Source organism: Virgibacillus sp. W0181 (assembly GCF_051846915.1).
In the GTDB taxonomy this organism is placed as follows: Bacteria; Bacillota; Bacilli; order Bacillales; family Amphibacillaceae; genus JBPYCR01.
Genome location: NZ_JBPYCR010000001.1, coordinates 247869 through 269781, shown reverse-complemented (window position 1 = coordinate 269781; position 21913 = coordinate 247869). Strand labels below are relative to the sequence as shown.

Here is a 21913-nt window from a genome sequence, read left to right as displayed (position 1 = left end):
AAAATTAATAGGGCTTATCCATTTACCAAATGAAGATTTTCGTGTATTCTTGTCCATATCTGTTATCCTTTGTAATGGGATTTGGACAGGAACCACCTGTCTCTCCATTATAAAGGATTTTTTATTGAATAAAAAGCAAATTACTGATCATTGGGAATATTAACAATTATTTGTTTTAATTAATGCAACGCTAGTGATAGTTATAAAATAAAATGGGATTTATTGTATCTATGTTTGACTAAAAATAATGTTGAACAATGGAGGGCTAGCTTATAAAATAAAGGCTAGACCTATTTTTGGATTCCGCTAAAAAGGTACCATTTTAGCAGCATATCATATTCGAAAAAATTATTATCAATTAACAACCCCATTTTATTTGAACCATGAACCACAATAGCATAATGATATTGTCATTGCCTCGACAGGTTGACATTTGCGTACTTTACACGCACATAAGGAGATTTCATGAAAAAATTTAAAAAAGTAATAATTATTCTCGGTATTTTAATTGTCAGCCCTATTATATACTTCTACTTTCAGGCTAACGTTCTTGAAGTAAGCAAATATACCGTTAAGTCCGGTAAAATACCTGAAGCTTTTGATGGGTACAAAGTATTACAGTTAACGGATTTGCACAGTAAACAATTTGGAAAGAATAGCAGACGTCTTATACGAAAGATCAATAAACACGAACCAGATATAATTGTTATAACCGGTGATATGATGAACTCCACTGATGATAATGGCAATGTATTTTTAACATTGGCAAGTGAACTCGTAAAAAACTATCCCGTTTATTATATTGATGGGAATCATGAACTGATCGCAAAAGTGATGGCTGAGCGTGGAGATAATATTTATTATACAAATTATATAAAACAACTGGAAGCAGTCGGAGTTGAAATTATCAATGATAAAAAAATAGAGTTGACAGAGCAAGAAGAGACTATTCATTTAAGAGGCATGGATATCCCGCTTATATTTTATAGTCCATCCGATGTGGAAGTAAATATTGATTTCGACAAAGCGTATATCGATGAAAAAGTCGGTGAAGCGGAAGAAGATACATTTGAAATGATGCTCGCTCACTATCCCAAGTATTATGAAGCATTTAAAGAATGGGGAGCGGATTTGGTGCTCGCCGGTCATCATCATGGCGGAATGATTAGGATACCGTATGTTGGAGGAGTTATTTCTCATGAAGGTGAGTTTTTCCCGAATTATGATGCAGGGCGTTTTGAGAAAGAAAGAACAACGATGATCGTAGGCAGAGGACTCGGAAATTACACATATAATATTCGCGCGTTTAATCGACCAGAAATCGTATTAATTACGTTGGAAAGCGCCCCCGAATGAATTAAATATAGAGGTCTATTCAGGTGAAACTCCTAAATAGGACCTCTATTCAACAGATGCCATTGACATGTACCCCGCTTAAGATTGATAGTTTCTTTATTCTTCATTTTATTATTAATACGTAGCGACAAACACCTACTTCAAACAATTAATTGTACAGAAATGAAGGACGGCTTCCTGAATCGCGGTTTCTTGTAATATTCGGTTCCGCTTGATGTGTCTTTTCCATTACGAGCATGTAATTCCGATCAATTGCTTTTTTTATACGATAAACAAGGTAAAAGCTAATGAAGATTTGTATAATGCTTATTGGAATATAAAGTAGAGTCAAAGTAGTTTGATCGATGACAATCATCCCGACAAATACAGCAATCTGTACTAAAAATACGGTGGCAGATCGTAAAAACAGGGAGAAGGCAAATGTGATTATGGCAAAAATGAGAATTAAGTTATAGTCGTGTAAAAAGGTTCCAAACATATCATTTGTTGCTGTCCATATCATCGTGTTCACTTCCTTTCCAATAATCTTCGCTAAATTTAATTCGGTCATATTCAGAGCAGATTCTTCCGCCGCCTAAACCTTCATTTATCATGCGATCTACTTCCATCCAATAATTTTTTTCAATTATATTCATGCATGTTCCCTCCCTATATAGGAATTGTCACATACATTTAAATAAGGAACATTGACGTACATCAAATTTTCGCTGGAATCTATATGAAAACTAATGAAAGTTTTACACGAAAATAAAAAATTCCCCGCTGCTCAAAACGGAGAATTTTTAATATTATTTCAGTGCATCCCTAATCGATTTAATAATACCTAAATGAATTCCTTCATGCCATGTAACAAATTGTAATGATGCGTCGTTCGTGTCTAACTTTAGACCGTTTACATCGCGAGTGGATGCTGCTTCGTCTTCTAGTTTACCTTCAAAAAAGTTTACGAGACGGCCTTCTTGTTCTTTTAAAGCTTCGATAATTTCATCTTTTGAAGGGATTTCTCCCGTCCATTCGGATGGTCTCGTTCCGTCCAGGAAAAGCTCCATCCATCTTGGCTTTGATATAGCAAATTCAGGCGCTGCTTCATTTAAAAAGTCTTCAGCAGTGACGTAAATGTGCCCTGCATTCCAGCGAATTGTATTTGGAAATCCATCTGGTTGCACATCCCAATACTTTTCCTCGAGTTTTGGAAGTAATATTAACGTTGATGTTCGCGAGTATTTAAACATATTGATTGCTTCCACTACGATCAACCTCCCTTAGAATGATTACATATAATTATACTATAGTTGTATTACCGTTTCATTTTATCTGTTTGAGTCGGTTATGGTACTGAAAATTGCACAACTCTCTTCACCTAATTATAAAAAAAGTATAAACTTAAAGGCGTACATTCATTGCTGTGATATATTGTACTTACAGGAGGACAACTGGTATGCAATCAAGACTATTACTAGTAGAAGACGATCCGGAAATTGCACGCGTCATCCGTGATATGTTCTTAAGAGAAGGATATGAAGTAACGTGGGCAACGAACGGTCTGGAAGGATGGGAAGATTTTCGGGCTGCTTCTTACGATCTTGTGCTTGTAGATCTTATGCTTCCGGAGATGGACGGCTTAACATTATGTAAAAACATACGGTGGAAAAGTGACGTTCCGATGATAATTATTAGTGCCCGAAAGGAAGATGAAGACAAAGTGCAAGGCCTTCACCTCGGAGCCGACGATTACATTGCCAAACCTTTTAGCCTCGTTGAACTGAAAGCACGCGTGGAATCCCACTTGCGGAGATGGAATCGATATCAGGGGACACCGTTATATGAAAGTAAAACAGAATTCACCGATGGCTTAACGATTTATTGGGAGCAACAGAAAATAAAACTTGCTGAAAAAGAAGTAAACTTAACAACGAAAGAATTCGACTTGTTGCAAGTGCTTGCCCAAAATCCGGGTCGTATTTTTTCCAAAAGTGAACTGTATGAGCATGTGTGGAACAATGTGGATGCAGAAGGACTACATACAGTAACTGTACATATTAAAGCACTTCGTGAAAAACTAAATGATCCGACAAAAAAGCCGCTATTTGTGCAAACGGTTTGGGGAAAAGGGTATCAGTTTATTGGTGAACCGTTGTGAAGTTGAAAAAATGGCTTTTACTATCTTATCTTATTGTAATGATTTTGCCGATTGTTGTTGCTTACATCCTGTTTGCCTGGATTAATTCTTATAATAATGATCAAAAAGTACGGGAATATTTCGAGACGACGATTGAATTGCAAAACGTTAAAGAAGTATTGGAACAACCGAAGCTTTATCATCCGTCATCCGATAAATCGAAAATCAAACAACTCGAGTCGGATCAGCTATCCATTAGTTTGTACAATCCGGATGGCCTCATTATTTATACGTCAACCCCAGGACTCTCCCTCACCGCGCTCGGGAAAGAAGATATGTATGAAAATTTATATTCCCTTGAACAAGGGTATCAAGCTTTTACTTACCGGCAACCTGTATTCAATAAACAGCAATTGATCGGCTTTTTTCATGTGGAAGTTGCGCGCAATGAATGGAAGTCAAATGTATTTAGTCGCAGTTTATTTATGTTCAGTGTTTTTTTGGGGCTGTTTTTACTTATTTATCTTACGGTCGTCCGCTTGGTTAATCGAAAACTGAATGTCCGATTAAGTAGTTTAATGGAAGATATGACTGTCTTTGCAAGTGGAAAGCCTATTAAGCAAAAAGAAACGAACAATGACGAGATTGGTATTTTACAAAAGCACTTTTACAGGATGAGCGATCAAATTAACGAAGCACAAGAAACTGTGCAAAAGGAACAGCGAGACAAAGAATTCATGGTTGCAACGATCTCACACGATTTAAAAACACCGCTCACTTCCATCAAGGCATATGCTGAATCCTTACATAACGAACAAGAACTATCTGTTCGTGAACGTGAGGAATATCGGGAAGTTATTGTTCAAAAGTCTGATTTTATGAAACAAATGCTCGATGACCTGTTAACGCATACGCTTTTACAATCGCCTTCTTATGAGTTGGAACTTGTTTCGGTGGATGCCAATGAGTTTTTTGACATGATCATTTCAGGCTATGAACCGTTGTGTAAAGAAAAAAACATTCAATTGCACGCATATGCCAATGTTAGCGGGACAGTTGAAGTGAATCCGAAACAAATGATGCGGGTTGCTGATAACTTAATGAGCAATGCCATTAAGTATAGTTATGAATGTAGCCACCTATGGATTGTTGCAGCTTCGAGTCAAGAAGGATTACCAGAACTTTTTTCGTTTGTAGACAGAAGTAAACTCGATTTTGACCAATTCATCTATTTCATTGTCCAAAATGAAGGAGTAGGAATTAGTGAAACAAACTTGGATAAAGTGTTTAATCCAATGTATCAAGTCGATCAAGCACGCAGTAAAAAAGATGAGCATGGAACGGGTCTAGGTTTGAGTATAACGAAACAAATTATTGAAAAACACGGTGGTCATGTGCACGTGGCTTCTAACGAAGATGTTGGTACGACTGTTCTATGTGCAATTCCTAAACAGAAAGCAGGTGGAAAAAACAACAATGAGAATTAAGACTTACTTCGGTATCTTGGCGTTTGTTGGGTGTATGTTACTGGTAGGGTGTACAGAAGAAATAAAACAATATTCACCTGATCAAGTTATTAATAATGCGCTGGAGGAGACAGCAGAAACATCAGCTTATTATGCAGAAGCCGAAATGTTGATGACAACAGGTAAGGAAACAGAAACGATGCAATCGAAAGAATGGTATAGTGGCGATGGAAGAATGCGAATAGAAATAACAGAGGAATCAGGAGGCGCTATTTCTGTAAATGACGGAAAATCAGTAATGACCTATGACGAAACGAATAACAAGGCATTTGTTTTCGATAATCCAGAACTGCAGTCTTTTAATCAACCTTCTCCCAGGGAGCAAGCCGAAATGCTGCTTGATAACATTCGAGACACCCATCAGGTTGAAGAAGCAGGTGATGAAGAGATAGCAGATAGAGATGCTTTTCATCTAGTTGCAAAAGCAAAAAAAGATAATTCGTTATTTGGCGACCAGGAATTATGGATAGATAAAGATACGTGGATGGTTTTAAAAATGATTACCGAAACCGGTGATAGTAAAGTAGAAATGACGTATAAGGAAATCGATTTTAACCCAGATATTAAAGAGGATTTATTTGTCATAGATCTTCCTGATGATGTGGTCCCTGAAAAGATGTCAGACATCAATTCTACAAAAGAAGTAACGTTGGAAGAAGCAGTGAAAAAGGTGGGGAAACCATTTCTTTATTTTCCTGAGAAAGACATGAAAATCGAGCAGATTGAATGGACTAAAATAGAAGGGGAGTTTACTCATGAGGAAGTGAATTTGGAATATCAAAAAGAGGGGTTGCCATTACTAGGTTTAAGCGTAGTCCTTCCAACTGAGGAGCCAGAGGAGCTAACAGATAGTGAATTTGAATTACCCGGAATGGAAAAGGTGACAGTACGTGATACGAAAGGGGATTATATGGATGAAGCCGATCTGCGAATATTATCCTGGCAGGAAGATGGATTAAATTATTCCATAATACTGCACGATCCGAATGTGACGCTAGAGGAACTCACGACTATGACATCAGAAATGGAATTTGCAACAAAGGAGTAAACTTGATAAACTATTATTTTGTATTTATACGATTTATCCTGAGTGAATGGGAAATAATCCCTTCATAATAGGATGATAAAAGGTATTATATTAAAGGAGATGAAGGAAATGTCAGAGGAAACAAATGTACAAAAGCCATCTTTATTCGGAATTATTACGAATCCTACCGAGCAATTGGAGCGAATTAAAGAGCGACCGATCATATGGGTACCGCTAATTATCGTAACGATTCTTTTCATTATTGGAACATGGCTTACTACCTTAGGAGTCGATGTAACCGCCGGGATGGAAGAAGTCGGTGGAATGGATGAAGAATCAATGGCAATGGTGAAAACTTTTGCAGTAATCGGTAGTGTCATTGGAGGATTATTTATCCCTATTTTAACGGTGCTTATTTCCAGTTTTATTTATTGGGTTGTTGCAAAAATTGCCAAATCCGAAGTATCCTTTAAACAATTGTTTTCCATGAACACGTTCATCCTACTTATTTCCGCAATTGGATTAATTATTAACGGTGTAATTATGGCAATGGTTGGGGTAGACTTGGATAATCCGGATGTCATGTTTACGAGTCTAGGCTCACTTGTTGATGGAAACGGTGTACTTGCTGCCGCTTTAAACAGTATTGAAGTATTTGCCATTTGGGGAATTATTTTAACAGCAATCGGTCTGCAGAAAGTTGCTAATTTCTCAAAAGGACTTGCATGGACGATCGTGATTGTTTTCTTTGCGATCGGAATGGTATTTTCAATGATTGGTGCCGCACTTAGTGGATTTGCAGGGGTATAATAAATGAAAAAAAAGCTATGGATCGGAATAGGGATTGTCGCAGTAGTTGCCATACTTATTGGTGTTAACATATGGAAAAGTACATCGGTGGGAACAGTTGCTATCGAGACGACAGAGTTAAAAGAAGAAACCATGATCGAGACTGTTATGACACCAGGTACGTTGAAATTAAATGAGGAACAAAATGTTTACGTACAAGCAGAAAGAGGCGAAATAGCCGAAGTCTTTGTTAAAGAAGGCGACAAGGTTGAAAAAGGAACAAAACTTGTAAAATATGAAAATAAACAATTGGAATTAGAGAAAAAGCAAAATGAACTGCAAAGAAGATCTACCGCATTGGAAGCAGAAAACTTAAGAAAACAGCATAAAGAGATTGACAAGAAGATCGAAGAAGATGAAGAAAATGAAATGCTGCAAGATGAACATGATCAAATTAAAATGCAGCAACAACAAACGAACATAGAATTGGAACGCAGTCAATTGGAGAAAGAGACTATTGAACAACAAATCGGTGATCTTGTTGTTACAAGTGATATTGAAGGATCGGTAGTGACTGTCAATGAACATACTGCTGTCAGCTCCGAGCAAATGGAACAAAAACCAATTATTCGAATTGGATCTTTAAATAACTTAATCGTGGAAGGGTCAATTTCCGAATATGATACGTTGAAAATTGAAAAAGGGCAGTCTGTCGTATTGACTTCGGATGCGGTACCTGACAAAGAGTGGAAAGGCAAGGTAAACCTTGTTGCAGACCTACCTGAAGAATCAGACGGGATGCAAATGGAAGGGTCCTCTACTGGCGTTCAATATCCCGTTGTTATATCGGTAGAAGAGGATATCCAATTAAAACCCGGTTTTCAAATGTTAGTAGAGATCGAAACGAGCAAACGAACGACCAATACATTGCCACTCGAAGCAGTTAAACAGGCAGATGACGCTGACTATGTTTATATCGTCAAAAACGGAAAAGCTGTTCGAACAGAAATAGAAATTGGCACCGTTTCGACCGATCAAATTGAAATTAAGGATGGTATTGAAGCCGAAGACCAAGTGATTGCAGATCCAAACGGCGTAACGGATGGGATGGAAGTGGACGTCCAATGATAGACCTTCATAAAGTAGTGAAAAGTTATACAATCGGGAAAGAAGATGTAAATGTCCTAAAAGATATTGATCTCCATATAGAAGATGGGGAATTTACAGCAATTATGGGACCGTCCGGATCAGGAAAATCAACATTAATGAATATGATCGGTTGTTTGGATAAGCCAACTAGTGGAGATTATTTATTGAATGGTGTGCGCGTTTCCGAATATGAAGAAAAAGAACTCGCAAAAGTTCGTAATCAGTCGATTGGGTTTGTATTCCAACAGTTTCAGTTATTACCCCGTTTGAATGCGTTGCAGAATGTTGAGCTTCCAATGATTTATGCAGGTATTTCAAAAAAAGAACGAGTGGAAAAGGCGAAAGATGCATTGGCTACAGTTGGCCTTACCGATCGAATGCAACATCTACCGAATGAACTATCCGGAGGACAAAAACAGCGTGTCGCAATTGCAAGATCAATTGTTAATGAACCGCAAATCATTTTGGCAGATGAACCAACAGGTGCATTGGATACGAAAACAGGTGTACAAATCATGGAATTGTTCACGTTGTTGAATCAGGAAGGAACAACAGTCATTATCGTAACACATGAAGAGGAAGTTGCTGCTTATGCGAATCGAATTGTTTATGTAAGAGATGGAGAGCTAATAGGAAGTGAACAGGAGGGGAGCGAAGAATGAGTGTATGGGAAAATATTAAGATGGCTTTTTCTTCGCTTCGAGCCCATAAGTTACGTTCCATTTTAACGATGCTCGGAATCATTATCGGGGTTGGCTCTGTCATTGCGGTAGTCGCAATCGGTCAAGGTGGAGAAGCGGTTCTGAAGTCGCAAATTGTCGGTGAATCAAATACAATTGAACTCTTTTATATGCCTTCTGATGAAGAAATAGAATCAAATCCTAATATTTTCATGGAAGATCCGTTTACACAAGGGGATATTGATGTTATTGAAGACATCCCGGAAGTAGATAAGGTAGTAGCTACGAGCTCACAATCAGCAACTGTCCGTCATCGGGAAGAAACTGCTGATAGTACAATATCCGGAATAAACCAAGCGTACTTAGATGTTCGAGGATTAAAAATAGCAAAAGGCAGAAATCTTATCAGCGCGGACTTTCTTGGTGGGAGCAGAACGGCTATTGTAAGTGAATCGTTCGAGGAAGAGCTATTTGATGGGGAAGATATTTTAGGAGAAGTCATTTATGTAGGCTCACAGCCTGTTGAAGTTGTTGGCATTCTTGAAAATGAAACAGGCTTCTTAGCTTTTGGAATGAATGAAGTATATTTGCCGTTAAAAACATGGCAATCCATTTTCCATGAAACAAGTTTCAGCGAAGTTTCCATTCAATCTACGAATCCGGAAGAACTGCAAATCGCCGGTGAAAAAGCTGCCGATTTGTTGAACCGGATTCATGAAAAAGAAGAAGCATACCAAATTTTAAATATGGAAGAGATCGCCGAAGGTATTGGGAAGATTACTGGTATCATGACGACAATAATCGGAAGTATTGCCGGTGTATCCCTTTTAGTTGGGGGAATAGGAGTCATGAATATCATGCTCGTTTCTGTGACGGAAAGAACACGAGAAATCGGAGTGCGGATGTCGTTAGGTGCTAACCGTGGTCAAATTTTATTTCAATTCTTAATCGAATCCGTTACATTAACACTTATCGGTGGAATTATCGGAATGGGACTTGGATCTGGAACAGCACTACTCGTCTCGCATTTTGCCGGTTGGCCTCCGCTTGTTTCGTGGCCGGTTATTGTAGGAGGTATTTTATTCTCGATGATTATTGGCGTGGTATTTGGAATATTACCTGCCAATAAAGCGTCCCGTCTTGATCCAATTGAATCACTACGCTATGAATAGTGAGGAGAAATGGAATGAATTGGTTACACTGGAATGACCTCATTACACCATCGAACCCACTTGCCGGATTGTTTTTTGGAATTGTCATCTCGGTTGTCGTATCTATTGGCATTTGGATGGAAACAAAAGATTGGAAGATGATTATTACCGTATTAACTGCCGGTATAATCGCCTCGGCTATCGTTGTACTTATTTTGAATGCAGCGGGGTTTTATAGTTAGAAGCAGATAATTCATTTTAGTAACCTGGAAGATTAAATATATGTGAATTATCGTCACGTATGTGTTTTGGAATGTTAAAACTGCATGCCACTTCGATGAGCGAGTATTATAACGGAAAACGAGTATGAAACTGAAAATAGTTTATACTCGTTTTTTTTATAAAAATAGGAACGCGGTTTGTTGGTAACATGAAAAGCTCCTGCGTGCTTGAAAAGGCAAGAAAACTGGGTTTTGGGTCACGCGGAAAGCTGCCTCGTGACCTAAAAGTTGGAAAAGCTGCATTTTGGGTCACGCAAGAAGCCGCCTCGTTCCCAAAAAGACGAGAAAGTTGTATTTAGGGTCACGAGGGAAGCTGCCGCATTCCCGAAAAGGTGAGAAAGCAGTATTTTGGGTCACGCAAGAAGGCGCCACGTTTCCAAAAAAAGACGAGAAAGCTGTATTTTGGGTCACGCGGAGAGCTGCCGCGTTCCCGAAATGACGTGAAAGCAGTATTTTGGGTCACGCAAGCAGCCACCGCGTTCCCGAAAAGGCGAGAAAGCTGAATTTTGAGTCACGCAAGAAGCCACCGCGTTCCCGAAATGACATGAAAGCAGTACTTTGGGTCAAATAAGCAACTCCAGCGTGACCCAAAGTCCCTGCGGTATACGGCATCTACCACAGAAAGATAATATACTTGTGTGCAGTTTGTTTATAAATACCATTCCAACACCTTTAGAGTTTTACGATCTACATGTGCAAAACAGTTCGGCCTCTAGTTTTACCTTCCAAAATGTCTTTTAGAGTCTGGGACAGTTGATCCAATTCTATTTCATTACTAATCTCGTTTAAAAGCTCGGGTTTAAAATCAGTCGCCATCCGCTCCCAAAGTTTTTTACGAATATCCATTGGGCAGTAGACGGAATCAATTCCCAATAAATTAACGCCACGTAAAATAAATGGAAGCACAGTAGTAGGAACTTTTGGGCCACCGGTTAGCCCGGTAACTGCAACTGAACCGCCATATTTCACCGTGCTGAGTACATAGGCTAATGTAGAACCTCCCACTGGATCTACAGCAGCTGCCCATCGTTGTTTATTTAAAGGTTTGATTTTTTCCGGTTGTAATTCTTCACGAGAAATAATTTCAGTTGCACCAAGTTTTTTTAAGTAAGGATGTTCTGAATCTTTTCCGGTACTCGCGGTTACTTCATATCCCCGCTGAGAAAGCATTGCTACTGCCGCGCTCCCTACACCGCCGGTTGCACCGGTCACGAGAACAGGTCCATCTTCGGGTGAGACACCATTATCTTCAAGACGTTGAATGGAAAGAGCTGCTGTAAATCCTGCAGTACCATAAATCATCGCCTCTTTCAGTGACAACCCCTTCGGAAGTGGAACGATCCAATCACCTGGGATGCGGGCATAATCACTAAAACCGCCGTAATGAGAAACGCCTATTTCATAACTTGTTGCGATTACTTTATCCCCTGCTTGAAAGCGCTCGTCTTTTGAAAGAACAACTTCTCCAGCAAGATCAATTCCTGGAACAAGCGGGTAGGATTGTACGATTTTGCCATCCGGGATTGCAGCAAGACCATCTTTATAATTTACGCTTGAGTATACAACTTTAATCGTGACATCCTCATCGGGTAAGTCATTTAAGCTTAAGTCGTTAATGTCAACAGAAAAAGTGTCATCCTTTTTATCTACCATCAACGCACGGAATGTTAAGTTATCGATAAATATAACCTCCCAAATTTTTAAATATTGTAGTCGTCTAATTAGAAAAAATCCATACTACAATAACCTACAAGAAAAAATTTACCACTCCCTATTTTTACAAGTACCCATTATTATAAATGGGTTAAACTCGTAAAATGATTGTTACTTTCAAACAAACGCATTAGGCGAAGGAACCGTTTGTGTTTCCAATTTTAATAAATGCTTTTTCATATCCAAACCACCTCTGTAGCCGGTCAATGTACCATTTTTTCCGATTACTCTGTGACATGGTATAACGATCGGTAACGGATTGGCACCTATTGCACTGCCCACTGCGCGTACTGCTTTTGGCTTTCCAATTTGATCAGCGATTTGTGAATACGTACATGTTTCTCCGTAAGGTATTTCCTTTAGTGTTTTCCATACAGATTGTTGGAAGGGAGTGCCTCGCAGATCTACAAGTATGGAAAAATTTAATTCCTCACCATCCAGATACCGCTTTAGCTCTTTGATGTTGGCTTGTAAATATTGATTCGATGCCTGTAACTTGTAATCGGGAGCATATTTCCTTGCCCACTTTTCAAATTTGTCAAAAGATTCGTTAGGTAAGCTGACATAGCAGAGTCCATTTTCTGTAGCTGCTACATGTAATTCCCATTGATTATGATTGAAGGTCGTCCAGTAGAGAAGTTTCTTATCCACAGTGGCTATCTCCTCTCCTAACAATAAACTATTTTTAAAAGTATAACATATTTACCGACGTGTGAACTACAAAGCAGTATGATCCCGTCTGTTTGACGTTCTGTTACTAAATTGCAATCAAATTGTAAGTTTATAAATAGTTGAAGCGGAAATAGAGGTATACAAGAAGCGAATTGGACATTCTACGTTTTCACAATATGCTTCGGAGAGGTGGGCTTCATTATGAAAGGAATCATACTAGCAGGAGGAAGTGGAACCAGGCTGGCTCCAAGCACAACCAGCATTAATAAACATTTGCTCGCCGTTTATGACAAACCGATGATCTATTATCCGCTATCTGTACTCATGCTTGCAGGTATCAGAGAAATTATGATTATTAGTACAGCTGAAGATAAAAATCGTTTTGAAGATTTACTTGGGAATGGTTCAGCATTTGGTCTTTCCTTGACATACCGGGAACAGCAAGAACCGAACGGAATTCCAGAGGCATTTATTATTGCAGAGGATTTTATTGGTAAAGACGATGTGACGTTAATTCTTGGCGATAATATTTTTTATGGTCAAGGATTTACCCCCTTGTTAAGAAAAGCAATCAAAAATCACCAACATGCAACAGTATTTGGCTATCGGGTTAAGGATCCGGAACGATTTGGCGTGGTGGAGTTTGATGACAATCAAAATGTAGTATCGTTGGAAGAAAAGCCGGAACAACCGAAATCCGATTTTGCTGTTACAGGGTTGTACATGTATGACCACAACGCACCGAGACTTGCAAAAAAGCTGAAATTTTCCAAGCGTGGAGAGTTGGAGATTACCGACTTAAATAAGGAATATTTAAAAAGAGGACATCTATCTGTTGAACTTCTAGGCCGCGGTTTTGCCTGGATGGATGCGGGCACACATGAAGCGTTGTTTGAAGCGTCCGAATTTGTAAAGATAACACAACAAAGACAAGGGTTCAAAATTGCTAGTATAGAAGAAATAGCCTATTACATGGGTTATATGACAAAAGAGGCGTTATATCAAAAAGGAAAAGCATTGGAGAAAAACGATTATGGTAGATATTTATTGGATATCGCAACAAGAGAGCATAGCAAGCAGTATTGGGATGGCCAAGATCATTCCCCTATGTTGGAGGTGTTGAAATGAACCTTTTTAAACCTACATTACTTGTAACCGGTGGGGCCGGATTTATCGGTTCTAACTTTATAACGTATTACATGAATACCTATCCCGATATGCAAGTATTGAATTTAGATAAATTAACCTATGCTGGCAATCTGGAAAATGTAAAAGAGGTAGAAAAATATCCGAATTATCGATTTATCCAGTGCGATTTAACTAATGCACAGCTTGTTGAAGCCGTGTTTGAGGAATTTGATATAACTGGTGTTATAAATTTTGCTGCAGAATCACATGTGGATCGCTCCATTGATTATGCCGGATCATTTGTTGAGTCTAACGTTCTCGGTACGAATATACTGCTCGAGGCGGCTAAACAATCTTGGTCGAAAAAAGGGGAATTGTCGATTCGTCGTTTTCACCACATTTCGACGGATGAAGTGTACGGGTCACTTGGAAGAGATGGAAAATTCACGGAAAAAACACCATATAACCCGCGTAATCCATACAGCGCTTCAAAAGCCGGTTCAGATATGCTCGTCAAAAGTTTTGGGCACACATATGGGATGAATGTAATCATTTCTAACAGCTCTAATAATTATGGACCGAAACAACATACAGAAAAGCTTATCCCGACAATCATTTTGAACGCTTTAAAATTAGAGCCAATCCCGTTGTACGGAGATGGGAAAAACGTAAGAGACTGGCTGTACGTTGAAGATCATTGTCGTGCGGTAGATCATATTTATCACAACGCCAAACCAATGGAAACGTATAATATTGGTGGGGCGAATGAGCAAACAAATATAGATGTTGCTTCTCGTATCTGTGAAATACTCGATTACCGTAAACCTGAATTACTGGATAATACATCTGTGAACAGCTTCAAAGATTTAATAATATTTACTGAAGATCGAAAAGGGCATGATCGCAGGTATGCAATTGATGATTCCAAACTTCGGATAAACTTGGACTGGGAACCGAAGACATCGTTAATGGATGGACTTGAAAAAACAGTAGATTGGTATGTGAGTCAATGGGAAACAGTGATTGCTTAATTTCCGTTGTCATTCCGGTTTACGGCTGTTCCTCCTGTTTGGAAGAATTGACTGGACGCGTCATTGCTGTCATGGAGGGACTGCCAACCGATTACGAAGTCATTTATGTGAATGATGCCAGTCCGGATGATGCGTGGCAAAAGATCAAACAATTACATGAACAATATGTCAATATAAAAGGGATTAACTTATCTCGTAATTTTGGACAGCATTATGCCATCACGGCGGGACTTGATTATGCCCAAGGAGACTGGGTCGTTGTTATGGATTGTGATCTTCAGGACCGACCGGAAGAAATTCCCCGACTGTATGAAAAGGCATTGACTGGTTACGATGTCGTTTTTGGAAAAAGAACGAAAAGACGTGATAAATGGGGTAAACGATACGCTTCAAGGCTTTTTTATCGTATTTATGACTATTTTACAGATAGCAAAACAGATTATACTGTTGCCAATTTCAGCATCAGTTCAAAAAAAGTAATGAATAGTTTTCGCGAAATGCGCGAACAAAATCGGGTTTTCCCCCTGTTTTTACAATGGATGGGCTATAAAACAGCATTTATTTCCGTTGAGCATCAATCAAGAACAAAAGGCAAGTCGGCTTACAATGTAACGAAGCTTATTCAAATGGCTACCGATGTCATTATTGCACAGTCGAATAAACCTTTGCGCCTGTCTATCCAATTTGGTTTTTTAGTATCGCTTATTTCCTTTATTTACGGTTTGTATTTATTTTTTCGTTACTTTTTCCTTGATCAACCGGTACAAGGATGGACGAGTGTCATGGTGTCTATCTATTTTATCGGCGGATTGATCTTTTTTAACTTTGGCGTACTTGGATTGTACATTGGAAAAATATTTAATGAAACAAAAGGAAGACCATTATATATTGTGCAGGAGATGGTTGGCGACAAGGAACAACGATCGGGTCGTCAGGATAAGATTAATAGTACGTACTATCGCCACTAATCAGTTGGAATGGAGTTGATTGGATGAAGTATTTGAAAGAAACACCATGGGATAATCGAAATTTCAATATAGCGACATTTGAAGTGATGTCGCCGGAAATCGAAGCGTTGCAAGAAACGGATAAGTATGAAGGGCACTATACCATAAAAGTTGATCCGAATGAAAGTAATCAAAAGTTGGTAGAATATGACTTTTATTATGCAGATACATTAATCGAACCGGTTTGTAAAAAAGATGAATTAAACGTTTTTGAAAATGAACATCTTTCCATTTCAAAGACGTATGATTCACAGGCTGTTAATCAAATTGCTGAAAATGTATTTACAAACAGCCGGTTTCACCGGGACTTTAATATTGCTTCCTTCCTTGCTGATCTGCGTTATAAAAATTGGGTAAAGGATTTGCAGAAAAAAGATCAAGTATACGGACTATATTACAAGGATGAATTGGCAGGCTTTTATGCTTATGAAAAAAATCAAGTTCTCTTGCTTGGCATAGATGAAAAACATCAAGGAAAAGGATTGACAAAAGCTTTTACTAGTAACGGCTGCAAGGCACAATTTGAACAAGGTTATGATGAATTGCGAACGTCCATTTCAGCGGCAAATATCGCGTCACTAAATTTATTTCTAGCACTTGGATTCAAATTAGAAAAGACAGTGGATGTGTACCATAAATTGCATGGACCGTCAGTCACTGGAGTGTAGAAAATGGGGTATGTCTATATATTTAGTACAATACTTTTTACGGCATATGGCCAGCTTGTAATTAAGTGGAAGGTAGATCAGTATGGGAGTTTGCCGGACGCCTGGGCAGATAAATTCATCTTTTTACTCAAGCTCGTCGTGAATCCATGGATCATTTCGGGCTTTTTGGCTGCTTTTATTGCTGCACTGTGCTGGATGGCAGCAATGACAAAATTTGATATTAGCTATGCATACCCTTTTATGAGCTTGTCGTTTGTCCTTGTGTTTTTACTAGCTGTACTGCTGTTTGGAGAACCGTTGACAAGCAATAAATTAATCGGTATGGGACTTATTGTTGTTGGAATTATTTTCATGAGATAAATACGATTACCGTTTCGGGAGGGATAAAGATGATTCCTTTTAACAAACCTTGTGTAACAGGAAATGAAATTACAGCAATAGAGGATGCGTTATCTCAAAATAAAATTTCCGGAAACGGCTTATATGACCGAAAATGTATGAATTGGTTGGAGGAAAACCTGGATTGCGCCAAAGCTCTTTTAACTCCATCATGCACGGCTGCACTAGAGATGACCGCTCTCCTTTTAAATATAAAAGAGGGAGATGAAGTCATCATGCCTTCCTATACATTTGTATCAACGGCGAATGCTTATGCTTTGCAAGGCGCCCATATCCGTTTCGTTGATATTGAACAAGACACGATGAATATTTCCGCACTAGCAATTGAAAATGCCATCACGAATAAAACAAAAGCAATCGTAGTTGTTCATTATGCGGGTATTGCTTGTGACATGGATGCAGTAATGGAAATCGCCAAAGATCATGGTTTGTACGTTATTGAAGATGCAGCACAAGCATTGATGACTACATATAAAGGCAGACAGCTTGGAACGATCGGGCATTTTGGCACATTCAGTTTTCACGATACGAAAAACATCACTTGTGGAGAAGGAGGAGCGCTCATTATTAATGACCGTTCCTTTATTGAACGAGCGGAAATAATTCAGGAAAAAGGAACAAACCGAAATCAATTTGTTCGTGGAGAAGTAGATAAATATACGTGGCGAGATATTGGCTCATCCTATTTAATCAGCGATTTAACTGCGGCCTATTTATTTGTTCAATTGCAGCACGTAGAACAAATCACAAATAACCGGTTGGAAATATGGAATAGCTACGCCCGTAAATTAAGGGATTTGGAAATTAGTGGGCATATTTCACTTCCTCGAATTTCTTCAGAGTGTAAACATAATGCACATATGTTTTACATAAAGACGAACAACCGGGAAGCATTAATGGATTATTTAAAAGAAAAAGGTATTACGGCCAAAACACATTACGTACCGCTTCACGAAGCTTACGCCGGAGAAAAATACGGGAGCTTTGCAGGTACAGATAAACATACAACGAAGGAAAGTGGAAAGCTAGTGCGGCTTCCACTCTATTATGGTCTAAAGGAACAGGATGTTGCTTATGTGGTCAACCATTTGTACGAGTTTTTCAAAGTATAAATACTTGTGGATTGCTTCCTTTATCTTGATCACGTATTTGCTACCATACTATTTGCTTGGTGAGGATATGCATATTCGTGTTCATGACAACCTTGATTCAAATATCGTCTGGTATAAATTGCTCGCTGAAAGTGGACAAATTTTTGCTGCTCCGAATGCAACCTTATCAAATGTAATCAATGGTTTACCTAGAAGTGCATTACCTTCGGGGTTGGATGCAATGGTTTGGTTGTACAAATTTTTTGAGCCTCAGCTTGCTTATGCAATTGGACAGACGCTAATGCGTTTTTTTGCTTTATTCGGCATGTATATATTGCTGAAAAAACATTTTATCACTGAGAAAGCGAATGGTTGGATTATTGCAAGTGTTTCCTTAGGTTTTTCCATGTTACCATTTTGGCCTTCAGGCATGCTGTCCATCGCTGGATTACCACTTGCATTGCACTTGTTTTTGACGATTCGAAAAGAAGGAACACATACACCTGTTTTTTATTGGATATTAATCTGTATCCTTCCATTTCTATCAAACTTCATTTTGACATTTATCTTTTTTCTTGGGTTGATGAGTGTACTTTGGGTTGTTGATTGGATACGAAATCGTCGGGTGAATGGGGCTTTTTTTAGTGCGATTTCGGTGATGGCTGTCATTTATTTGGTGAATAACTACATGACGATTTATTCCATGTTTGTTGATGAAGGTTTCACATCACATCGGGAAGCTATGAGTCTCGGACATAATACATTTACACGAAGCATCGGCTTGGCGATTGAAAACTTTCTATATGGACATACGCACGATATGGCGGTACATACACAAATCATCCTTCCCGTTATCGGTTTTGTATTGCTTGCTGCACTATTTAACCGTTTGTTTCCAAAACAAATCGTATTGTTTGTTTCGGCCAATGGAATTCTTTCGATTTGGTATGCATTTTGGTATTGGGAAGGTTGGCGCGGTTTGAAGGATCAATTCATGCTATTAAATACGTTTAATTTCAGCCGTATCCATTTTTTTGACCCGGTTATTTGGTATATTGGCTTTGCTTTAGCATTAGTATTTCTCTGGAAGCAGTTGGGTATGAACAAAGTGCTCATTGGAGGCATTATTATTGGTCAACTATTTTTATTATTGCTCGTACATGAAGAAGTGAAGTACAGTGATATTGGAACACCAACACTTAAGGAATTTTATTCAGAGGAGCTCTTTAATGAGATAGATGATTATATTGGCGAGGATAAATCTTCTTATCGTGTTGTGAGCATCGGCATCCATCCGACGATCGCACAATATAACGGCTTTTACACATTGGATACATATAACAATAGTTTCCCCCTTGAATATAAGCGTGAATTCCGAGAAATAATCGAGCCGGAACTGGAAAAAAACAACAAACTGAAAAATTACTTTGATACGTGGGGCGGGAGACTTTATATGTATGTCGGTGCATTAGGTGAAAATTATATGTTTACAAAAAATAGTAATATAGTAATTGAAGAACTTGCAATTAATACGGATAAGTTATATGCAATGGGAGGGAAGTACATATTTTCCGCCTTGCCAATTGAAAACAATAAACAGTTGGATCTCGAATTTAAAAAGACTTTTCAAACAGTGCAATCGCCGTGGCGTATTTATTTATATGAAGTGAATGATTGAATTTAAAAAAGCAAGGAGCCAAATGTAAGGCTGCTTGCTTTTTGTATAACTAAATCCATTGTGCAGGGAGATTAGATGATTTCCCAGCCTTTTTCCTTAGCAACAGATAGCAGTTTCGGCTCGGCTTGAACCGCAACCGGATTACCAACAAGCTCAAGCACGGAGAGATCGGAAAGGCTGTCCCCATAGGCAAAGCTGTCTTCCCAATCAATGGATTTATTATTTAATGTCTCTCGTACTTTTTCTTTTTTTCGCTCCCCTTGAACGTGATAAATAGGAGCTTTTTGATCTACTTCCCCATCCTTTAATGGGATTTTTGTACCAATTATCGTATCAAAATGAAATCCCATCTGATCCTTTACAGCTTGCAACAGTTGAGTATAGGCTCCTGAAACAAGCATGACATGTACACCGTCATAATTATGCTGTTTTAACCGTTTGATTACATCATCATTGAAATTGTCGACCATTTTACTTGCCAATTCTGCAAAATATGTATCGAGCTCTGTTTCCGATAAATGTTGTAGAGCAGATATGTAAAGCTGCATAGAACGTGCCTTCATTTTGCTTTCGGGATAAAGTTTTAACTTATAGCAAATATACATCGGTACCATCGCACGATAAAAATGTTTATACCTTGCATGATAGACTGGGTGATGCTTTAAATGATCCATTAATATTTTAAAAGTTTCTTTTTTATATAAAGTGCCGTCAAAATCAAAGATTGCTACACGCAAAGCGAATCAGCCTACTTTCTGGATTGTTCTGAATCATCGATAAAAGATATGGTAATTTAAAAAATCGAGCCAGGGAGGGGATAAGATGAAATACATGATTACCCTTTTACTCCTGGTCGGGAATTTTTAATAAAGAATGCCAATACAAAGCCAATTATGGCAAATAAGCCGGCGACCATAAATGATATGTTCACACCATGAAGTTCACCGGTGACACCTTCAGCTGGATTCATTTGTGTAACCATAATCGTTACAAGCAGCGCTGTTCCGATAGCACCTGAAACTTGGCGCATCGTATTGTTCATTGCAGTACCATGAGGGATTAATTTATCCGACAACTGATTGAGTCCTGCGGTTGTGACAGGCATCATAACCATGGCTATTCCGAGCATTCGGACTGAATTTACAACTGCTAAATACATAAAGGTTGTTTCCGGAGTTAGCACCGCGAACATAAACGTCGTAACTACAAGGATCGCATAGCCGATAATCGCAAGCCACTTCGCTCCGAATCGGTCAAATAAGCGACCTGTTACTGGGTTCATCGCACCCATAATGATTGCACCCGGCATAAGCATTAAACCTGACTCAAGAGCTGTAAAACCTAGTGTGTTTTGCATCATAATCGGTAGCACAACGGCCGAACCGATCATCGTTGCAAATGATACCATACCTAGAGCAGTTGTTAGTGTAAACATTTTATTTTTGAAAACCCTAAATTCAAGTATCGGCACTTCTAATTTTAACTGCCTGAAAATAAATAGGGTAAGTGCAATAAAGCCTATAGCCATCGAGAGAATAACTTGACTGCTTCCCCATCCCGTATTTCCAGCTGTACTGAATGCATATAATATTCCGCCAAATCCAAGGGTAGATTGAATGATAGATATGACATCTACTTTCGGGTTTGTTTGTTTTGTTATGTTTTTTAAGATAAAATAGGCGACGATAAGATCGATAATGACGATTGGTAAAACGACGTAAAATAAACTTCTCCAAGGGTATTGATCGACGAGCCATCCGGATAACGTTGGTCCAACTGCTGGAGCGAACGCAATAACCATGCCGAACATTCCCATGGCAGCACCGCGTTTTTCAATTGGAAAGACGAGAAAGAGAATCGTTTGCATTAAAGGCATCATGATACCGGCTCCGGAAGCTTGGAGGATACGCCCAACCATAAGAACGGAAAAGCTTGGTGCAATGGCACAAATCAGTGTACCAATACCAAATAAGCTCATGGCCGATAAAAATAGTTTTCTCGTCGTGAAACGTTCTATTAAAAATGCTGTTATTGGGATCATAATTCCGTTAACAAGCATAAAGATCGATTGAAGCCATTGGACAACACTTTCAGTTAAATTCAAGTCGGCCATAATATGAGGTAGCGCCGTGCCGAGTAATGTTTGATTTAATATAGCGACAAAAGCACCGGAAACCATAACAATCATAATTGGAACTCGGTTAATTTCTGGTGCTCCTGTTGCTTGACTTTGTGGCATAATAATCCTTCTTTCTCGATCATATAACTCATTTTTAAATTAGTACAAATTTAATTACAATATGTAATTGTACCATTTTGGAATGAGCGTGTCATTTGTTTTCACTTAGGGGTGTTTGAATAAATTTTTTTAAAAAATCTTCAGCCATGGTTTTGAACTACTGTATGTTAGTCTTCTATCTATAATTAATAAAGCTCTAAAAATGGTTC

General features: G+C 38.6%; 23 protein-coding genes. 16 read left to right on the top strand and 7 right to left on the bottom strand.

The features are described from left to right. Positions 1 to 465 precede the first annotated feature (465 nt). A complete protein-coding gene (locus ACLIBG_RS01295) occupies positions 466 to 1356 on the top strand; it encodes a metallophosphoesterase (protein ID WP_439310876.1) in 891 nt (296 codons plus the stop codon). A 148-nt stretch (positions 1357 to 1504) separates the two neighbouring features. On the opposite strand, the gene ACLIBG_RS01290 is transcribed toward ACLIBG_RS01295, so the two are convergent. The 3 genes from ACLIBG_RS01290 to ACLIBG_RS01280 form a co-directional block, all read right to left on the bottom strand. Next, on the bottom strand, positions 1505 to 1858 hold the full coding sequence (locus ACLIBG_RS01290) for a hypothetical protein (RefSeq protein ID WP_439310875.1): 354 nt from the start codon (positions 1856 to 1858) through the stop codon (positions 1505 to 1507). Continuing rightward, positions 1836 to 1991 (bottom strand): hypothetical protein, encoded by a 156-nt coding sequence (locus ACLIBG_RS01285; RefSeq protein WP_439310874.1) that lies wholly within the window; start codon positions 1989 to 1991, stop codon positions 1836 to 1838. The genes ACLIBG_RS01290 and ACLIBG_RS01285 overlap by 23 nt, the downstream gene beginning before the upstream one ends. A gap of 153 nt (positions 1992 to 2144) precedes the next feature. Then, entirely contained in the window at positions 2145 to 2603 is a 459-nt protein-coding gene (locus tag ACLIBG_RS01280) for a DinB family protein (protein ID WP_439310873.1), read from the bottom strand. A gap of 191 nt (positions 2604 to 2794) precedes the next feature. On the opposite strand from ACLIBG_RS01280, the gene ACLIBG_RS01275 reads away from it, so the two are divergent. From ACLIBG_RS01275 to ACLIBG_RS01240, 8 genes are all read left to right on the top strand, one after another. Further along, a complete protein-coding gene (locus ACLIBG_RS01275; protein ID WP_439310872.1) occupies positions 2795 to 3496 on the top strand; it encodes a response regulator transcription factor in 702 nt (233 codons plus the stop codon). After that, complete coding sequence (locus ACLIBG_RS01270; protein WP_439310871.1) at positions 3493 to 4962, top strand: sensor histidine kinase; 1470 nt, start codon at positions 3493 to 3495, stop codon at positions 4960 to 4962. The genes ACLIBG_RS01275 and ACLIBG_RS01270 overlap by 4 nt, the downstream gene beginning before the upstream one ends. After that, on the top strand, positions 4952 to 6049 hold the full coding sequence (locus ACLIBG_RS01265; RefSeq protein WP_439310870.1) for a LolA family protein: 1098 nt from the start codon (positions 4952 to 4954) through the stop codon (positions 6047 to 6049). Before ACLIBG_RS01270 ends, ACLIBG_RS01265 begins: the two co-directional genes overlap by 11 nt. A 108-nt stretch (positions 6050 to 6157) precedes the next feature. Next, positions 6158 to 6838 carry a Yip1 family protein gene (locus tag ACLIBG_RS01260; protein WP_439310869.1) on the top strand — a complete coding sequence of 227 codons (681 nt, stop codon included), beginning with the start codon at positions 6158 to 6160 and terminating at the stop codon, positions 6836 to 6838. A gap of 3 nt (positions 6839 to 6841) precedes the next feature. Next, positions 6842 to 7945, top strand: coding sequence for an efflux RND transporter periplasmic adaptor subunit (locus tag ACLIBG_RS01255; RefSeq protein ID WP_439310868.1), 1104 nt, complete (start codon positions 6842 to 6844; stop codon positions 7943 to 7945). After that, complete coding sequence (locus ACLIBG_RS01250; RefSeq protein ID WP_439310867.1) at positions 7942 to 8628, top strand: ABC transporter ATP-binding protein; 687 nt, start codon at positions 7942 to 7944, stop codon at positions 8626 to 8628. Before ACLIBG_RS01255 ends, ACLIBG_RS01250 begins: the two co-directional genes overlap by 4 nt. After that, entirely contained in the window at positions 8625 to 9818 is a 1194-nt protein-coding gene (locus ACLIBG_RS01245; RefSeq protein WP_439310866.1) for an ABC transporter permease, read from the top strand. Before ACLIBG_RS01250 ends, ACLIBG_RS01245 begins: the two co-directional genes overlap by 4 nt. A gap of 14 nt (positions 9819 to 9832) precedes the next feature. Further along, the gene (locus ACLIBG_RS01240; RefSeq protein ID WP_439310865.1) at positions 9833 to 10039 is read left to right on the top strand and encodes a hypothetical protein; all 207 of its coding nucleotides are present in this window, start codon (positions 9833 to 9835) and stop codon (positions 10037 to 10039) included. A 726-nt stretch (positions 10040 to 10765) separates the two neighbouring features. Here the strand turns inward: ACLIBG_RS01240 and ACLIBG_RS01235 are convergent. Further along, a complete protein-coding gene (locus ACLIBG_RS01235) occupies positions 10766 to 11731 on the bottom strand; it encodes an NADPH:quinone oxidoreductase family protein (RefSeq protein WP_439310864.1) in 966 nt (321 codons plus the stop codon). A 177-nt stretch (positions 11732 to 11908) separates the two neighbouring features. Beyond that, positions 11909 to 12451: a methylated-DNA--[protein]-cysteine S-methyltransferase gene (locus ACLIBG_RS01230; RefSeq protein WP_439310892.1), complete on the bottom strand. Its 543-nt coding sequence runs from the start codon at positions 12449 to 12451 to the stop codon at positions 11909 to 11911. A gap of 213 nt (positions 12452 to 12664) precedes the next feature. Here ACLIBG_RS01230 and rfbA point away from each other — a divergent pair, with 213 nt between their 5' ends. Genes rfbA through ACLIBG_RS01195 form a run of 7 tightly spaced genes read left to right on the top strand, consistent with a single transcriptional unit; the run spans position 12665 to position 19465 of the window. Next, positions 12665 to 13591 carry a glucose-1-phosphate thymidylyltransferase RfbA gene (gene rfbA / locus ACLIBG_RS01225; RefSeq protein ID WP_439310863.1) on the top strand — a complete coding sequence of 309 codons (927 nt, stop codon included), beginning with the start codon at positions 12665 to 12667 and terminating at the stop codon, positions 13589 to 13591. Beyond that, positions 13588 to 14622, top strand: coding sequence for a dTDP-glucose 4,6-dehydratase (gene rfbB, locus ACLIBG_RS01220; protein WP_439310862.1), 1035 nt, complete (start codon positions 13588 to 13590; stop codon positions 14620 to 14622). Before rfbA ends, rfbB begins: the two co-directional genes overlap by 4 nt. Beyond that, positions 14601 to 15590, top strand: a complete 990-nt coding sequence (locus ACLIBG_RS01215; protein ID WP_439310861.1) for a glycosyltransferase family 2 protein — start codon at positions 14601 to 14603, stop codon at positions 15588 to 15590. Before rfbB ends, ACLIBG_RS01215 begins: the two co-directional genes overlap by 22 nt. A 23-nt stretch (positions 15591 to 15613) precedes the next feature. Then, entirely contained in the window at positions 15614 to 16297 is a 684-nt protein-coding gene (locus ACLIBG_RS01210; RefSeq protein WP_439310860.1) for a GNAT family N-acetyltransferase, read from the top strand. A 3-nt stretch (positions 16298 to 16300) separates the two neighbouring features. Further along, a complete protein-coding gene (locus ACLIBG_RS01205) occupies positions 16301 to 16657 on the top strand; it encodes an EamA family transporter (protein ID WP_439310859.1) in 357 nt (118 codons plus the stop codon). Positions 16658 to 16686: 29 nt separating this feature from the next. Then, the gene (gene rffA, locus ACLIBG_RS01200) at positions 16687 to 17808 is read left to right on the top strand and encodes a dTDP-4-amino-4,6-dideoxygalactose transaminase (protein ID WP_439310857.1); all 1122 of its coding nucleotides are present in this window, start codon (positions 16687 to 16689) and stop codon (positions 17806 to 17808) included. Next, the gene (locus tag ACLIBG_RS01195) at positions 17771 to 19465 is read left to right on the top strand and encodes a DUF6044 family protein (RefSeq protein ID WP_439310855.1); all 1695 of its coding nucleotides are present in this window, start codon (positions 17771 to 17773) and stop codon (positions 19463 to 19465) included. Before rffA ends, ACLIBG_RS01195 begins: the two co-directional genes overlap by 38 nt. A 71-nt stretch (positions 19466 to 19536) precedes the next feature. Here the strand turns inward: ACLIBG_RS01195 and ACLIBG_RS01190 are convergent, their stop codons facing one another. After that, entirely contained in the window at positions 19537 to 20202 is a 666-nt protein-coding gene (locus ACLIBG_RS01190; protein WP_439310854.1) for an HAD family hydrolase, read from the bottom strand. Between the two features lie 98 nt (positions 20203 to 20300). Further along, positions 20301 to 21704: an MDR family MFS transporter gene (locus ACLIBG_RS01185; RefSeq protein WP_439310853.1), complete on the bottom strand. Its 1404-nt coding sequence runs from the start codon at positions 21702 to 21704 to the stop codon at positions 20301 to 20303. Positions 21705 to 21913: the final 209 nt, after the last annotated feature.

Coding starts and splice junctions, on each gene's coding strand:
- ACLIBG_RS01295 (WP_439310876.1), top strand. CDS start 466: ATGAAAAAATTTAAAAAAGTAATAATTATTCTCGGTATTTTAATTGTC.
- ACLIBG_RS01290 (WP_439310875.1), bottom strand. CDS start 1,858: ATGATATGGACAGCAACAAATGATATGTTTGGAACCTTTTTACACGAC.
- ACLIBG_RS01285 (WP_439310874.1), bottom strand. CDS start 1,991: ATGAATATAATTGAAAAAAATTATTGGATGGAAGTAGATCGCATGATA.
- ACLIBG_RS01275 (WP_439310872.1), top strand. CDS start 2,795: ATGCAATCAAGACTATTACTAGTAGAAGACGATCCGGAAATTGCACGC.
- ACLIBG_RS01265 (WP_439310870.1), top strand. CDS start 4,952: ATGAGAATTAAGACTTACTTCGGTATCTTGGCGTTTGTTGGGTGTATG.
- ACLIBG_RS01260 (WP_439310869.1), top strand. CDS start 6,158: ATGTCAGAGGAAACAAATGTACAAAAGCCATCTTTATTCGGAATTATT.
- ACLIBG_RS01255 (WP_439310868.1), top strand. CDS start 6,842: ATGAAAAAAAAGCTATGGATCGGAATAGGGATTGTCGCAGTAGTTGCC.
- ACLIBG_RS01250 (WP_439310867.1), top strand. CDS start 7,942: ATGATAGACCTTCATAAAGTAGTGAAAAGTTATACAATCGGGAAAGAA.
- ACLIBG_RS01245 (WP_439310866.1), top strand. CDS start 8,625: ATGAGTGTATGGGAAAATATTAAGATGGCTTTTTCTTCGCTTCGAGCC.
- ACLIBG_RS01240 (WP_439310865.1), top strand. CDS start 9,833: ATGAATTGGTTACACTGGAATGACCTCATTACACCATCGAACCCACTT.
- ACLIBG_RS01235 (WP_439310864.1), bottom strand. CDS start 11,731: ATGGTAGATAAAAAGGATGACACTTTTTCTGTTGACATTAACGACTTA.
- rfbA (WP_439310863.1), top strand. CDS start 12,665: ATGAAAGGAATCATACTAGCAGGAGGAAGTGGAACCAGGCTGGCTCCA.
- rfbB (WP_439310862.1), top strand. CDS start 13,588: ATGAACCTTTTTAAACCTACATTACTTGTAACCGGTGGGGCCGGATTT.
- ACLIBG_RS01215 (WP_439310861.1), top strand. CDS start 14,601: ATGGGAAACAGTGATTGCTTAATTTCCGTTGTCATTCCGGTTTACGGC.
- ACLIBG_RS01210 (WP_439310860.1), top strand. CDS start 15,614: ATGAAGTATTTGAAAGAAACACCATGGGATAATCGAAATTTCAATATA.
- ACLIBG_RS01205 (WP_439310859.1), top strand. CDS start 16,301: ATGGGGTATGTCTATATATTTAGTACAATACTTTTTACGGCATATGGC.
- rffA (WP_439310857.1), top strand. CDS start 16,687: ATGATTCCTTTTAACAAACCTTGTGTAACAGGAAATGAAATTACAGCA.
- ACLIBG_RS01195 (WP_439310855.1), top strand. CDS start 17,771: ATGTGGTCAACCATTTGTACGAGTTTTTCAAAGTATAAATACTTGTGG.
- ACLIBG_RS01185 (WP_439310853.1), bottom strand. CDS start 21,704: ATGCCACAAAGTCAAGCAACAGGAGCACCAGAAATTAACCGAGTTCCA.